Annotated in this window: 14 protein-coding genes; 8 read left to right on the top strand and 6 right to left on the bottom strand. The window is 44.1% G+C overall.

From position 1 onward, the window contains the following. Nucleotides 1-155 precede the first annotated feature (155 nt). Complete coding sequence (gene murB / locus NEE14_RS00590; RefSeq protein ID WP_251968713.1) at nt 156-1,166, top strand: UDP-N-acetylmuramate dehydrogenase; 1,011 nt, start codon at nt 156-158, stop codon at nt 1,164-1,166. Further along, nucleotides 1,166-1,924, top strand: a complete 759-nt coding sequence (locus NEE14_RS00595) for an MBL fold metallo-hydrolase (RefSeq protein WP_251968714.1) — start codon at nt 1,166-1,168, stop codon at nt 1,922-1,924. Before murB ends, NEE14_RS00595 begins: the two co-directional genes overlap by 1 nt. On the opposite strand, the gene NEE14_RS00600 is transcribed toward NEE14_RS00595, so the two are convergent. From NEE14_RS00600 to pheS, 3 genes are all read right to left on the bottom strand, one after another. Beyond that, entirely contained in the window at nt 1,921-2,808 is an 888-nt protein-coding gene (locus NEE14_RS00600; protein WP_251968715.1) for a hypothetical protein, read from the bottom strand. The two genes, NEE14_RS00595 and NEE14_RS00600, sit on opposite strands and share 4 nt — an antisense overlap. Continuing rightward, a complete protein-coding gene (gene nth, locus NEE14_RS00605) occupies nt 2,805-3,443 on the bottom strand; it encodes an endonuclease III (protein WP_251968716.1) in 639 nt (212 codons plus the stop codon). The genes NEE14_RS00600 and nth overlap by 4 nt, the downstream gene beginning before the upstream one ends. Before the next feature lie 215 nt (nt 3,444-3,658). Then, nucleotides 3,659-4,678 (bottom strand): phenylalanine--tRNA ligase subunit alpha, encoded by a 1,020-nt coding sequence (gene pheS / locus NEE14_RS00610; protein WP_251968717.1) that lies wholly within the window; start codon nt 4,676-4,678, stop codon nt 3,659-3,661. Nucleotides 4,679-4,950: 272 nt separating this feature from the next. Here pheS and NEE14_RS00615 point away from each other — a divergent pair, with 272 nt between their 5' ends. The 6 genes from NEE14_RS00615 to NEE14_RS00640 all read left to right on the top strand — a co-directional run bounded on the left by NEE14_RS00615 (nt 4,951) and on the right by NEE14_RS00640 (nt 11,953). After that, entirely contained in the window at nt 4,951-6,243 is a 1,293-nt protein-coding gene (locus tag NEE14_RS00615; protein ID WP_251968718.1) for a hemolysin family protein, read from the top strand. Nucleotides 6,244-6,361: 118 nt separating this feature from the next. Beyond that, on the top strand, nt 6,362-7,237 hold the full coding sequence (locus tag NEE14_RS00620) for a FecR family protein (protein WP_251968719.1): 876 nt from the start codon (nt 6,362-6,364) through the stop codon (nt 7,235-7,237). A 3-nt stretch (nt 7,238-7,240) separates the two neighbouring features. Then, a complete protein-coding gene (locus NEE14_RS00625) occupies nt 7,241-8,692 on the top strand; it encodes a TonB-dependent receptor (RefSeq protein WP_422394663.1) in 1,452 nt (483 codons plus the stop codon). Nucleotides 8,693-8,702: 10 nt separating this feature from the next. Beyond that, nucleotides 8,703-9,683 carry an IS982-like element IS1187 family transposase gene (locus tag NEE14_RS00630; RefSeq protein ID WP_032536584.1) on the top strand — a complete coding sequence of 327 codons (981 nt, stop codon included), beginning with the start codon at nt 8,703-8,705 and terminating at the stop codon, nt 9,681-9,683. Nucleotides 9,684-9,727: 44 nt separating this feature from the next. Further along, nucleotides 9,728-10,939, top strand: coding sequence for a TonB-dependent receptor plug domain-containing protein (locus NEE14_RS00635; RefSeq protein ID WP_251968352.1), 1,212 nt, complete (start codon nt 9,728-9,730; stop codon nt 10,937-10,939). Nucleotides 10,940-10,942: 3 nt separating this feature from the next. Beyond that, on the top strand, nt 10,943-11,953 hold the full coding sequence (locus NEE14_RS00640; RefSeq protein ID WP_251968349.1) for a DUF4249 domain-containing protein: 1,011 nt from the start codon (nt 10,943-10,945) through the stop codon (nt 11,951-11,953). A 133-nt stretch (nt 11,954-12,086) separates the two neighbouring features. Here the strand turns inward: NEE14_RS00640 and NEE14_RS00645 are convergent, their stop codons facing one another. The 3 genes from NEE14_RS00645 to NEE14_RS00655 all read right to left on the bottom strand — a co-directional run bounded on the left by NEE14_RS00645 (nt 12,087) and on the right by NEE14_RS00655 (nt 15,666). Then, nucleotides 12,087-13,772: a sialidase family protein gene (locus NEE14_RS00645; RefSeq protein WP_251968348.1), complete on the bottom strand. Its 1,686-nt coding sequence runs from the start codon at nt 13,770-13,772 to the stop codon at nt 12,087-12,089. A 228-nt stretch (nt 13,773-14,000) separates the two neighbouring features. Continuing rightward, nucleotides 14,001-14,495, bottom strand: coding sequence for a hypothetical protein (locus NEE14_RS00650; protein WP_251968347.1), 495 nt, complete (start codon nt 14,493-14,495; stop codon nt 14,001-14,003). Nucleotides 14,496-14,661: 166 nt separating this feature from the next. Further along, nucleotides 14,662-15,666, bottom strand: coding sequence for a gliding motility protein GldB (locus NEE14_RS00655; protein WP_251968346.1), 1,005 nt, complete (start codon nt 15,664-15,666; stop codon nt 14,662-14,664). Nucleotides 15,667-15,779 lie beyond the last annotated feature (113 nt).

Here is a 15,779-nt window from a genome sequence, read left to right on the forward strand (position 1 = left end):
AAGACCCGATCTTTTTGCAAAAAGGCGCCGGCTTTTCATCAGAATACGCCAGCTTTTCATCAAAATACGCCGGCTTTTTGAAGCGGTTCTCGTGCGTTTCGTTTTTGATTCTTGCTACATTTAAAGTATCTTTGCCCGAAAACAAATAAATATCTATGAGAATCGAACAGAATTTCTCGCTGGAGAAGTATAATACGTTCCATCTGCCTGCAAAAACCCGCTGGTTCTTGGAATATGAAAATGAAGATGATCTGCAGAAGGTTCTGCATGACGAGTATTTTCAGGAATGTCTTTCATTGCATATTGGTAAAGGTAGCAACTTGTTGTTCATCAACGATTATAATGGAATTATCCTGCATTCGGCTATCCGCGGCATGGAAGTGGTACGTGAAGACGAGTCTTTTGTCTGGCTTCGGGTCGGAGCTGCTGAGATTTGGGACGAGGTTGTTGCTTATGCCGTATCAAAAGGCTGGGGAGGAATCGAGAATCTTTCGTTGATACCCGGCGAAACGGGAGCGGCGGCCGTTCAGAATATCGGAGCATACGGTATGGAAATCAAGGATGCGATCGAAACGGTAGAGGCATGGAACCAGCTGACATTCGAAAAGCATGTCTTTAAAGCGGACGAATGTGGATATGGGTACCGGACCAGCCGTTTTAAAGATCCGCATCAGGACCCGCATTTTGTGACTTACGTAACACTGAAGTTGCGTAAACAGCCAGATTTCAAATTGGAGTATGGAGCGTTGCAGGATGTCCTGAAAGGTAAGGAGATAACCTTGCAGGCCGTGCGGGATGCAGTTATAGCCATCCGGCAAGCGAAATTACCGGATCCGGAAGTGTTGGGTAATGCAGGAAGTTTCTTCATGAATCCCGTGATCGACACAGCGCATTTTGAGAAACTCCGTCAGCAATATCCGGACATTCCTTCTTATCCGGCGCCTGATGGCAAGATAAAAGTACCGGCCGGGTGGCTGATAGAACAGTGTGGCTTCAAAGGAAAGAAGCATGGCGAAGTTGGAGTTTACGAGAAACAGGCTTTGGTTCTCGTGAATTTAGGAAATGCAACCGGTGATGAAATCGCCCTGATGGCTGAAAGCATTCGGTCAGCCGTAAAGGATCGTTTTGGAATCGAACTGATGCCTGAAGTTAAATACGTAGCATAATGAAAATAATCTTTCTGGGAACCGGAACTTCTACGGGAGTTCCGGAGATAGGATGCCAGTGCGAAGTCTGTACCAGTCAGGATAAGCGGGACTGGCGCTTGCGTTCTTCGGCTGTCATTGAAACGGAGGGAAAGCGGATTCTGATTGATTGTGGACCCGATTTCCGCTGGCAGGTCATTACAAACCGGATTTACCGGCTGGATGCTGTCTTGATTACGCACGAACATTATGACCATGTGGGCGGACTGGATGACTTGCGTCCGTTCTGCCGCTATGGAGAAGTCAATGTCTATGCCGAAGAGAATGTGGCTTATGCCATAAAGACACGTATACCGTATGTCTTTGCCGAGCATAAATATCCGGGAGTCCCGAATATTGAGATGCATGCGATTACGCTCGAACCCTTTACCGCGGCAGGAATAGAAATCATACCTATCCGTCTGATGCATGGCCGCTTGCCGATTGTAGGCTATCGGATCGGACGTATGGCTTATCTGACAGATCTCAAAGTGATTCCTGAATCCGAATTCAGCAAGTTGGAAGGATTGGATCTGTTGGTAATCAATGCCCTGCGTTTGGACAGTAAGCATCCGACGCATGCCGGCCTGGAAGAGGCGCTGGCCTATATCGAACGCATCCAGCCGAAAGAAGCCTATCTGATTCATGAGTCGCATAAAATAGGGCTGCATGCGCAGGTTGAAAAGATGCTGCCTCCGCATGTTCATCTGGCATACGATAATCTGCAAGTCGAATTTTAAGGCTTGCCTGTTGGATAATCTAAGGCGATGTATAAATTCCCGTCTTCTGCTTTATAGGTCGAACGAATACTGTCTGGCCTCAGTTGCAGATAGCGGGAAATGCTTTGTTGTAAGGAATCGGTAATGACTGCCGGGAGCGAATCATGCTGAGAGGAAGAGATCGGCAGGTTGAAGATGAAGGTCATCTTCTGTGAAGTACGGTAGATATCTGTACTGATCCAAGTGTCTGTATATTGCCAGCAGACAGAATCTTCTGCGTAAACACAGACCGGCAATTCAGAAGCCGGTATCAGCAGACTGGTTGTGGCATGAGCCAGTGGTATAGCTGTTTCCTGCGCCGGATGATTTTGCAGGTTAATCCGTTGTAAAGTCTGGTCGAGCAGAACTTTGTTATAGCTCGAAACCCACAATCCGTTCGCATAGAAAGCTCCGGCAAATTCATTTTCTGCATCTGCATAATAATAAACATCCGTACCGTCTTGTGAAACTTTCTGTGGTGGGAATGTATTGAGCAGCTGTTTCATCTTCTGTTGTAGTTGTCTCGCTTCTTCGGAAGTGGTCGGTAAAAGACAAATTACCCCTTCCGGATACAGGCAGAACCAGAGGTTATTTACCGGATGGATGGTAAATAATTGCCGGTAAAGAGGCGGAATCTGTTTTCCGGAGAGCTGCTGAATCGTTTGCCAGTCGTTTGATGAACGGTTCCAGTAATGAGTTTGCTGGACACGAACCAATGCTTTGGGTGGTGCGGGGAATAACGCATACATATTGATTTCCGTCCGTTCATCTTCTTCATGGATGTGTTTGAAAAGATGGTAAACGAAACTTCCTGCCAGCGAGAGAATCAGGAAAAAGATGACGATATCCCGCAACCTGAATTTCATTTCTGATGAATAAAATAATTACACCAGGGTTTAAGACCACACGATTCGCATTTCGGATTTCGTGCCGTACAGACATATCTTCCGTGTAGAATCAGCCAGTGATGGGCAATTGGTATCAGGCTTTTGGGGATATGTTTGGTCAGTTCCTTTTCGGTTTCAAGCGGAGTCTTGCTATTTACCGTCAGGCCAATTCGGTTGGAGACCCGGAAAACATGGGTATCAACGGCCATGGCTGGTTTATCGTACACGACAGAAGCAATGACATTGGCCGTTTTTCTCCCGACACCCGGCAGCTTCTGTAACTCTTTGATGTCAGAAGGCACTACACCTTTGAATTCTTCGACAAGCATTTTAGCCATGCCCACCAGATGTTTGGCCTTGTTGTTCGGGTAAGAAACACTTTTGATATATTCATAAACCACTTCCGGAGATGACACAGCCATCACTTCTGGAGTAGGAAAGGCTTCAAATAAAGCCGGTGTAATCATATTTACCCTTTTGTCAGTACATTGAGCAGATAAAATGACAGCAACGAGCAATTCATACGGATTAGAATAATGAAGTTCGGTTTCAGCGACGGGAACATTAGCCTGAAACCAGCCTAAAACACCTTTGTATCGTTCTTCTTTACGCATAATTGTCAAAATCAAATATGCGAATATACATTTTTTTTCTGATACTCGTTGCCGGAGTGAAACTTTCGGGCAAAAAAAATGGAAAAGCATCTTTGCTTTTCCAACTCAACGAAAGCCTTTATAAATTGTACCCTATTCTCAAGAATGTGTTTTTCCCCGGACTTGGTTAGAGTCCGGGGATGTTGGTACATCTCTCTTGATTTTAGGTTACAATTTTAATTGGCTGATTCAAATTCTCTCAGGAAACGAATATCGTTCTCTGAGAACATACGCAAATCTTTTACTCTATATTTTAGGTTTGTAATTCTTTCAATACCCATTCCAAGCGCATAGCCTGTATATACTTTACTGTCTATGCCGCAGTTCTCCAATACATTCGGATCGACCATTCCACATCCTAAGATTTCAACCCATCCGGTATGTTTGCAGAATGCACATCCTTTACCGCCACACAAGTCGCATGAAATATCCATTTCTGCAGAAGGTTCTGTGAACGGGAAGTATGACGGACGCAGACGGATCTTAGTTTCCGGACCGAACATTTCTTTGGCAAAGAACAACAAAGCCTGTTTCAGATCGGCAAACGAAACATTCTTGTCTACATACAAACCTTCTACCTGATGGAAGAAACAGTGAGCACGATATGAAATAGCTTCATTTCGGTAAACGCGCCCCGGACAGATAATCCGGATAGGCGGTTCCTGCTTTTCCATAACCCGTGATTGTACAGAAGAAGTGTGTGTACGGAGCAGAACATCTGGGCTGTGCTGGATGAAGAAAGTATCCTGCATATCGCGTGCCGGATGATCTTCTGCGAAATTTAAGGAAGAGAATACATGCCAGTCGTCTTCAATTTCCGGTCCTTCAGCAATGCTGAACCCAAGACGACCAAAGATATCACAAATTTCTTTCTTGACTAAAGAAAGCGGATGACGTGTTCCTAATTCTAAGGGATAAGCCGAACGTGTTAGATCAATGTCATTATTGATCGTCTGCGTATTTTCGAAGCTTTCTTTTAATTCGTTGATTTTATTTTGGGCAGTCTCTTTTAGCTCGTTGAGGAATTTGCCCACCTCGCGCTTCTGTTCCGCCGGAACATTTCTGAAGTCGTTCATCAGCATCGAGATTTCTCCCTTTTTGCTGAGATATTTGATGCGTAAAGCCTCGAGCTCTTCAGCATTTGCTGCCTTTATATTTTCTACTTCTTGAAGCAGAGATTTTATCTTATCAATCATTCTTCGCTATACTTTTTTGATATTCGACGTGCAAATGTAGGCCTTTATTTTGAATAGTGCAATTATAAAGCCAATTAAATTTTTATATAAATTATCTTTTTCACATTATTATCTGTCAGAATTATGTGGATTAAAATATTATTTCTGTATATTCGCACCGTGAAATAACTATCATTCAATGTGTGCAAGAATCAGTGGCTCTTATAGGAAGGAAATTTGCCCAAATGGTATTGGTGGTTGTTACAGTTGAAGAAATTACTTTTTTTTAATCAATGGAAATATTTATAATACTTGTTCTTATTTTATTGAATGGCGTTTTGTCCATGTCTGAAATTGCGTTGGTCTCGGCCCGAAAAACAAAGTTGGAAACAGAAGCTAAGAAGGGAAACCGGGGCGCGCGTACCGCTTTAAATCTGTCAGAAGAGCCGGATCGTTTTCTTTCTACGATTCAAATTGGCATTACATTAATAGGTATTCTTACTGGTTTGTATTCAGGTGAAGCTCTGGCCGGTGATTTAGCTGTTTATTTCTCGGCCGTACCCTATATAGCTCCGTATGCTTTGCTAATATCTAAGTCTTTAATTGTCGTAGTGGTGACTTATCTGACGCTTATCTTCGGAGAATTGGTTCCCAAGCGAATTGGTATGGGTTGTGCGGAACGGGTTTCCATGTTGATTGCCCGTCCGATGCATTTGCTATCGCTCATTGCTTCTCCCTTCGTGTGGTTGTTGTCTAAAAGTACAGCCTTGGTCGTGAAAATGTTGGGCATTGATACGGCTGAGGATTCGAAAGTAACAGAAGAAGAAATCAAGGCTATTGTCAAAGAAGGTTATGATGACGGTGAAGTGCAGGAAGTTGAGCATGACATCGTAGAGCGGGTCTTTACGTTGGGCGACAGACGTGTTGATTCTATTATGACACACCGCGGAGAAATGGTCTGGCTGGATGTGATGGATTCAACAGAAAAGATTAAGGAAAAAGTAGAATCCAACCTGTTTGATATTTATCCGGTGGCATCCGGCAAGTTTGATGATTTCTTAGGTATTGTTTATCTGAAGGATTTGTTTTTGCATATCGACTCTCCCGATTTTACATTGAAAGGCATTGTTCGTCCGGCTCAGTATGTTCCCGAGAACCAAAGTGTCTATACAACGCTGGAGCAGTTTAAGCGGGCGCGGGTAAAGTATGCGATTGTAACGGATGAGTTTGGAGGTATTCAGGGTATTGTAACCTTGAAGGATATCATGGAAGGTTTGGTTGGGCAAGTTCCGGAAATGGATGATGAGCAGGAAATTGTTGAGCGGAGCGACGGAACCTGGCTGGTGGATGGCCAGTATTCTTTCTATGATTTCTTAGCTTATTTCGATATGGAAGATCTGTATGCCGAGCATGATTACAATACGTTGAGCGGTTTGATTCTGGAAATATTGGAACGTCTGCCCAAGACAGGAGAAAAATTACGTTGGATGAACTTTGAGTTCGAAATAGTTGATATGGACGGTGCCCGTATCGATAAGGTATTAGTTCGCAAGATGCCTGAAGAGAGCGCACCCGAATCCAATTGATTGGATTCTGATTCTGCCAAAACCTGGACGGATAGCTAACATTTAACATCTTTTTATCGAATAGGAGTAGTGAGAATTTTCTGAAGTATGCTCTTTATACATAAAAGATAAAGCGTGTATGATGGATATGGATCAACAGGACAAGAATCAGTTATTGAGCAGACTTGCTACTTCTACTCGTTCTCCTCATGGACAATTTACGGCCGAAAAAAGCTGGCCTTTGCTGCAGAAACGTCTGCAAGGCGGTTCAAGAAGAATACTTTGGTATCACCGGGTGGCTTCATGGGCAGCGGTTATTCTTTTGTGTTTAGCAGTATGGGGCATTTATGAATATGTGATTCCGCCGAAAGAACAAACGTATGCTGCTTATGCGGAAGTGAGAACAATTCTGTTGCCCGACAGTACGGAAGTGACGTTGAATCGCTATTCTACGCTGACTTGTCCGGTACGTTTTAAGGGAAAGAACCGGAATGTCTCGTTGTCGGGTGAAGCCTATTTTGAAGTCCATAAAGATGTTCGTCATCCATTTATTGTCCAAGCAGATGAAGTGGAAGTGAAAGTGTTGGGAACTCATTTCAATCTGGAAGCGTATCCGGATGATCCGGAAATAAAAACCACGTTGCTGGAAGGTGCTGTGGCGGTGACTTCACCTGGTGGTGTTGCCCGTTTGTCGCCTAATGAGGCGGCTGTTTATTCCCGTTCTGTCCGGCGTTTATCTACAATCCGGACAAAAAAGACCAATCCTGAAATTGCCTGGCGGCAGGGAGATTTTGTATTTGATAACGAACCTTTGCGGGAAATCGCCCGGAAACTCTCACATGCATTTGATACTCCAATCATCATTCAGGATGATTCATTGGCCGATTATCGGATTCGTGCCCGTTTTTCTTCTCAAGAAACCTTGGATGAGATGCTTTCTTTGCTGAAAGAAACCGTCTCTTTCTCTTATGAGCGTACAGGTAATCAGATTATCATTCAAGCAAAGCAAGAATAGAAGATGAAACGGGTGAGTATGTGGATCATGCTCTGTTGGATATGCTTTGCAGGAGTTCTGAAAGCCCAGCAGGAGGCATTGCGTTTAGATGTGTCGGTAGAAAATGCTTCTTTGGAGCAGTTTGTCCGACTGGTGGAGAAAGAATCAGGGTATTCTTTTATTTATGGAGAAGATGTTTCGTTACGCCAACCCATTACGCTTTCGGTGAAACAACAGACGGTTGGGGAAATATTGGAAGAGGCTTTTGAGCGGGAACCGATCGGTTTCCGGTTGGAGAAAAATCATATTCTGTTGTTTCGCCGTCCGTTGCCGAAGGAAAAGCGATATACCATTTGCGGGTATGTAACCGACCGGTCTTCTGCCGAGACATTAATTGGTGCGAATATCTTGGAAGGGATTCGTCATACGGGCACTTATACCAATTCATTTGGATTCTATACGTTGACTGTTCCGGAAGGGGAAGTGGAGTTGAATTTCTCGTATTTAGGATATGATGTGCAGACCATCCGGTTTTGTCTGCAGAAAGATACGATGATTCCTGTGCAGTTGACGGCCAATAACCGGTTGGAAGAACTATTGGTTCTTTCCGACCGGAAAGAGGCCGGTATTTATGCTACCGGTATGAGTTCGCACGATGTGCCGCTGACCCAGATACGAAATACGCCGGCTTTGTTGGGAGAAGCGGATCTGTTGAAGACCATTCAGCTGTTGCCTGGTGTACAGGCCGCTACGGAAGGATTCAGCGGTTTGTATGTCCGAGGTGGAGGACCAGATCAGAATCTGATTCTTCTGGATGGAATTCCGGTCTATAATGCTGACCATCTGCTGGGGGTCTTTTCTATTTTCACACCGGAGGCCATGAAACGGGTTACCTTGTATAAAGGAGCTTTTCCGGCCCGTTTCGGGAGTCGCCTGTCTTCCGTGGTAGATATCCGGACAAACGATGGCGACATGAAACAGTATCATGGTACAGCCAGCTTGGGATTACTGACCAGTAAGATTCATCTGGAAGGACCTGTCTGGAAAGATCGTACGGCATTTAACGTATCGGTCCGGCGGACTTATCTGGACTGGTTGGCACGTCCGTTCCTGGATAAAGACAAGAAATACGGTTATTACTTCTACGATATCAATGCAAAGGTGAATCATAAGTTTTCAGACCGCAGCCGTTTTTTCTTGAGTTTCTATAAGGGAAAAGATCATTGTGACTATACCCGAAATACAGCTTATGAATATGATTATGCCAGTTATTATTATAATGACGGTATGGATCTGAACTGGGGAAATACCATTGCAGCTGCCCGTTGGAATTATGTGTTCAACCATCAGCTTTTCTTCCAGGCAACGATGGCATACAATCATTATGATATGAAAATGTCGACTGGCTATCAGAACTTGGACAAGGTGCATAAAGGAGAAACACTTTATGTATACCCGTTGGCGGAATTAATTTAAGTTGATAAATATGAGTAAAAAGTTGTACATGTCGCTGATTTTTAGTAACTTAGTGGTGATTAAAACATTAAGTTCAAACCATCGTATGTACAACCTTTATGCAAAATTCGTCAAAATACTTGAGATATGCAAGCAATTCTCTGAAAATCTCGTCAATGATTCGGGTAATGTTCCACGTCGTGGTCCTGTTCCCAAGTTTTCGGATTTGGAAGTGGTGGCGCTATCCCTGACGGCAGAGACCGAGAGCATTGATAGTGAGAAGTGGTTGTTCGACTATAAATTGCAAGAATACAAGGACAGCATTCCCAATCTCATATCAAGGAGACAGTTCAATGACCGCAGGAAGAAAACGTCAGGCCTGTGTGAGGAACTGCGCAAGCGGATTGCCATGGAAATGGATGGCGGAGAGGAACAATTCTTTGTTGACTCCAAGCCGATAGAGGTCTGTAGGGTTGCAAGAGGAAAACGTTGCAAGATGGGGCGTGCCGGCAATTTCTCGCAAGCTCCCGACTTCGGCTTCTGTGCTTCGCAGAACACGTATTATTTTGGTTATAAGTTACACGCTCTCTGTGGGTTAAGTGGAGTTATCCATTCCTATGATCTGTCAAAGGCAAGTGTGGCTGACCTCCATTATATGAAGGATGTAAAACATACTTATCACGACTGTAGCATCTATGGTGACAAAGGGTATATTGGAGCTGACGTACAGCTTGACTTGTTCGAAACCGCACACATAAGACTGGAGTGTCCGTATCGGCTCAACCAAAAGGATTGGAAACCGACATTCATTCCGTTTGCAAAGGCAAGAAAGAGGATTGAGACAATATTCTCACAACTTACAGACCAGTTCTTGGTCATCAGGAACTACGCGAAAATAACGAATGGTTTGTTTGCCAGAATCATTGGCAAAATTAGTGCACTTACCATTCTGCAATACGTAAACTTCATTAACGACAAGCCCATTGGCAGAATTAAGTATGCACTAAATTAATTCCGCCAACAGGTTATGTATATGATTCGGACTATCATTCCGGTATTCACGATTATAGTGTTCAGGCCGATTTTGATTATACACCGCATCCGGCTCATCATCTGAAATTTGGTACTTCTTATCTGTATCATGTCTTCCAACCGGAAGTGATGGTTTCGCGGGTGAAGGAAGAAGAAGAGGAAACTGTTCAGCGGGATACGACGTATACTGCCATATCGAATGGAGATATTTTGGGGCATGAATGGTCTTTGTATGCCGAGGACGATATTTCCTTGGGTCGTTTCCGGGTAAATGCAGGCATATACTTTTCATTATTTAATACACAGGGGAAGAATTACTTTTCTGCCCAGCCCCGTTTGTCGGCCCGCTATGGGCTGACCGACGAGGTCGCTATCAAAGCTTCGTTTACCCAGATGGCGCAATATGTTCATCTGTTGTCTTCTTCCACCATTGCTTTACCGACGGATCTGTGGGTACCGGTAACGAAGAACATTCGTCCGATGCGTTCCGATCAATACGCGTTGGGTGGATATTATACAGGAATAAAAGGCTGGGAGTTTTCCATGGAGGCCTATTATAAGAATATGTTTCATGTGTTGGAATATCAGGATGGAGCTTCCTTCCTGGCTTCTTCATCTGGCTGGGAAGATAAGGTGGAAATGGGAAATGGCCGTTCGATGGGAGTGGAGTTTCTGGCTCAGAAGACGTCAGGAAAGACAACCGGATGGATTGCTTATACGCTGGCAAAAAGTGACCGGATCTTTGAGAATGGGAATATCAATAACGGGAATCGGTTCCCATATAAATACGATCGGAGACATAACCTGAACCTATGCGTCAACCATACGTTTAATCAGAAGTGGGATGTCGGACTGTCGTGGGTGTTTAATACCGGCGGAACTGTCACCGTTGCTGAACAACGGATGGATGTACTTTATCCGGATAACAACGAAACGGCAGGAACGAATTATGTCCCGGCGCGGAACAATTTCCGGCTGCCAAGCAGTCATCGTCTGAATGTAGGTGTCAATTACCACAAGAAAGCACGTCGTGGAATGCATACCTGGAATGTTTCTGTTTACAATGCCTATAATGCCATGACTCCGAATCTGGTATTTATGGATAAGGAGGTCCTGGAACATTCGATTACGTTGCCGAGTGGTAAACCGTATTATTGGACGGAAGTGAAGAATCACCTGAAGAAAGTAACTTTACTTCCTTGCATTCCTTCAATTACCTATACTTTTAAGTTTTGAGAGATGAAAATAGAACGGTTGATATTTTGGATAGGATTATGTTGCATCCTCTTATCGGGCTGTGAGCATGAATTGGATTTTTACGTGGATGAACAGGAACCGCAGCTGACGATGAATGCTTTATTGGAAGCAGGCGCCACGGAAAATAGGGTCTTTCTAAGTCTGAGTGGAAAATCAGTGATAAAACCGATCCGGCAGGCGACACTGAAATTGTATGTCAATGGTGTATGTCGGGAAACGGTTGAAGGTAGATATCAACATCAGTGGGACGAAGAAGCGCAACGGTTAAGCTGCCTGCTGAAAACCGTCCTGTCGCCTGAAGATGTCGTTCGTTTGGAGGTTTCTGCCGAACAGGGGAAGTATCAGGCTTCAGCTGAAGTCGTCATGCCACCTGTTCCGGCTATGATTGAGCAAGTGGATACATTGGTTACCAAATTATGGACAGGCAATTCTGAGTTTGATGCCATTCAATATAAGATCCGGATACGGGATTTACCTGGAGAGCGGAATTATTATCGTCTCATTATCCAGAATGGTATATATTATGCCGAACGTCCACCCGAAGGATGGATACCGAGTGAAATACAGACTATCTATGATCAGGAAGAATTCGTATTGAGTCAGGGGCATCATCAGACGAGTGGAGATGAGAATTACAATCCCTTTCAAACGGATGTTCCGAATATCTATCATGTGTTTACAGATACGTACTTTGAAGATCGGGATTATACCTTGAATGTTTATACAGGTTACAGGCCCGCAGATGATTATTGGTACGATTGGGATCAGCATATTTGCGGCTATGCCCGAATCCGCCTGTTGCAGATTACTGAAGAGGAATACCGTTACCTGCGGGCTTTGACCTTCCTTCAGTCAGATCATCTGGAAAATATGGAGATGCTGATGGAGCCTGTCATTATTCCTTCGAATGTTGAGAACGGTTTAGGCTTTATTGGAGCCAGTTCCGAGCAGTATGTACAGATGGAGATTATGCACCGTTATCCCCGGAAGTAGCAGGTTTTGATTCCAAATAAACGAGGATTAAAAATAAAACCAACGAGAAATGAAAACGATTCTCGTTGGTTTTATTTTTAGGTCTCTCTTTCTATTCACCGAACAGTTGCCGGAGACCAAAGAGCTTGTTATTTTATGGGCGGATCAGTTCGCGCAGCTTGACTTTTTGGAATGTCATGTGTGCCACACTCGACTCGTAGAAAATACCGACGGTTTCTTCATCCACCAACGTCAGACAGGTATAACCCCAGCCTTCTCCTTCATCAAGCAAGATCTGATACTCTTCGGGCCATGTCAGTCCGCCGTCCAGGCTTGCCTTGATGGTAATGTGATTTCTGTTTTTCGTAGTGTTCGGATTAGAGAACAACAGAATATCTTTCTTCAGGCAATTCTTCTCTGCCGGGATCTTGATGAGGCTGGCCATACAGATCGGTTCCTGCAGAGCCGAACGGTTGGATGGATGTTCCGTCCAGGTCTTTCCTAAATCTTTAGTAATGGAGACAGCCCGGCTTCCGCCCCGGTTGTCGCGCATATTCAACATCAATGCACCGGGTTCTATTTCTGCAACCTGTGATTCGGTCGTATTGCTTCGGGCTGCATTATGCAGATGCCATGTTTTTCCATGATCTTTACTATACATGATTCCCGCATTCGGTATTTTGTTGGCATCGATGAATTGGATGGGGAATACGAGTGTTCCGTCGCTCATTGTGATGCCTTGCCCTGGCCCTTGTAATAAGAAATACCAGGAAGGATCTTTTACCTGTTCGGTAATGTTGATCGGTTCGCTCCATGTTTTCCCGTCGTCTTCACTTTTGCAGAGTACGAGCTGGGCAGTTTCGTCCATGGTCATACCTTGTTGCGAGTTGAACCATGCCCGCTGATTTCCCATGCCATGACACCAGGCTGCTACAATCCAGATGGTATTGTTGGTCTCATCCACTAATATCGAAGGATCGCCCACACCATTCTGGGCATGAGGCAGACCGCCGGTTTCACCAAAGCTCATGGCAATTTGCATGGGTTCCCATGTCTGGCCTTTATCAAAGCTGCGGCTTACGCCAATATCAATCTTTTCCTGCAGATCGACGGAACTGTTGTATCTGACGTCATAACAGCCAATCAACGTCCCTTTGTTCGTAGTAACGATTCCCGGAATACGGAAGGCTGCCACACCGTCGTCCCATGCCTGGCGGACAGCTACGCCTTTTCTACGTTTGCCAGTCTGCTGGTCTCCAGAAATAACAGCCGGCTGCTGGTTGATCTGTGCCTGACTGATGCGTGCTGATATCAAGGATTCCAAAGAGGCAGAATTCTTGACCTGTACACTGACCCAGAAGTAGTTTGTCCCTTTTAATAAAGGCTGCTGGCTGGATAATTGGATGGATGATGCTGGTCGGTTTATTTCATCCTGCTGGATAGAGTAATCTCGGTTCGTACTTTTCAGTTGCTGTAAACTCCGCTGATCAGATATTTCAGGAGTGAACTTAACGCCTTTTTCTGCTAATGACGCCCGCAGAAAATCCTGTCTGTAACTGTGCGATGGAGCATAATAAGTTCCTTTTCGGGCAACGCCTTCTGTTCCACTGTAGAAAAGACGGACAGATTCGATATCGGCCAAGTTGGTTTCTTGATCAAATTCAATGGATATTTCATTCAATACGTCTCCTTTGTCTGCGTCCATACGGAATTCAAACAAAACATTATCTGCCTGATTGATCAGCAATGGAATTTGAGGAGCATGAACAAACAGTGTGTCTGAAGCCAGCATAGGGGCACTAATGGCAATTAATCCGGCAAGAAGGAAGTTCTTTTTCATGTGTTTTAGCGGTATATGTTATTACTTAAATTACTAACAAATGTAAAGATATAAAATTTTACCAATTTATCTGATTTCTCGAAAACTTTTTTTCTGTGGCTCTTGTTCTAAGTATATAGTGTTTTTCATGGTATTAGAATTAAGTTAGGTTTGCTGTCCGTCCCGTTCGTGAGAATAGGACGGCTTTGCATTTTATAGAGGTTCAGATATTGTTATCTTTTATGTCGGTCAATTAAATACACATCCATTTTGCTGAGGGCAACAAGGACCTTGAGGTTTGCCATTCATTTTCTTGTTTTTCGGCATCATGGGATGAGGTCTGTCTGATTTGAGCACCATTTGAACTTGTCGCATGGTCAGCATCTTCTTGAACTTCTTATAATAGTCCTTTCGTGTATCCAACAATTTCTGTTGTCTGTCAAATTGAGCCGTCAGTTGTTCTTCGATTTGTTTGTCACTCATTTCTGCCGGTCTGGTTTCAGGTCTCTGAAATTTACAAGCCTCTAAAGCTTCCAGATATTCCTTATATACCGGTGCAAACTGAGCCGCCGTTTTGTCATCCAGCATCAGTTGTCGTTGCATACGTTCGACGCGCATTTCTATCCGTTGCTCAGGAGACATTTCTTTACCGGGAGCTTTCGGACAGTTCTGAGACCACATATTTCCACTACAAATGGTTGTTAATGCCAAAACGGCCAGCCATACTTTTACATTTTTCATCATCGTTCTTAATTTAAAAGTTTATACTTTATTCCCAAATGAAAATTGGCTTTCAATTTCTGTTGTTGGTACCGGATCAAAAGAAATAGGGAAGCTTTATTTTTCATTCTGTTCATTAAGACGGAGAAAAACGGACAGCGTTTATTGGTAAAACACTTTTTAGCGAATTTTACGGCTTATATTTAGCTTGTGATAAAAGTTCCTGGGCATTTTGTTGTTGCATCAGTGTTTGCAGCGAAACATTGTTCTCCTTCATGTAACTGGAAACGATTTGCCAGCCAATCCAGGTACCGATATTTCCCGGAGTTTCGTCCGAGAGGAACGTACATGGTTTGTCATCCAGATATTTGGAGGTAGTTAACTGGTCCGGCGTATAAAGATGTTTACGCTGGATAATCGTGTTCCAAAGCGTCAACTCGTTGGCTGTGCACCAGGCATAATCTTTCTCTTTATATCCCATCAGCTGGGCCGGAGTGATTTCGGGTAAGGCCAGATGGACGATGTATTTGATTATCCCTTCATAAATCATCCGGTCGAGCAGTACATTCTCATTTCCTTCAAACGGATATTCGCTCATCAGCCAGCCTGCCAGATAATCAGCCGCAACTAGCGGGCGTTGCATCTTGATACGCTGATAGTCATAGAAGAAATCCTGATACAGCGGATACGTTTCTCCCATGTATTTGTCGATAGACAGAGACAGCAGACTGTCTGCTGCCAGCACATTCTGGTTGAATCCGGATACGTGCATGTAGCAAGCCGGAACCTGCATATCCGGGAAATTGGCTTTCAGGAATGCGAAACCTTTTCCCAACTGGCTTTCAATATCACTCACGTCCTGATACTCATGAACGGCATCTTCATATAAATTCTTGAGTGTCGGTTCTGAATAGTAGGTAACCAGTTGATCGAAAAATCCGGGTACTGCAGGCGACTGCAGGTTCAGTATGCCTTTCCCGGTAATTTCGAGCATTGCCGGATATTCTTTTAACAACTCCTGTTCCAGAGCTGTATCCTGGGTTTCGATGAATTGCAGCAAGGCTTTGTCAAAACGCTGGATATGTATGGGAAGTGTATCGGTCGGAGTCTGAATCTGGCTCGGCTGACTATTGCAACTGCTGATGGATATGGCCAAGAAGAGCAGGCTGCCTATCATTTTCTTTATGTGTCTCATAACGGGTAATTTTTTCTGTAAACGGAAATCCACGCAGGATTATTGTATCTTTGTGGAAGCAAAGGTAAGATTATATTTTGTAATCGGTTGTCTGATTTATAGGATATCGGGAG

The sequence above is a fragment of the Parabacteroides sp. AD58 genome (genome assembly GCF_023744375.2).
GTDB classification, from domain to species: Bacteria; Bacteroidota; Bacteroidia; order Bacteroidales; family Tannerellaceae; genus Parabacteroides; species Parabacteroides absconsus.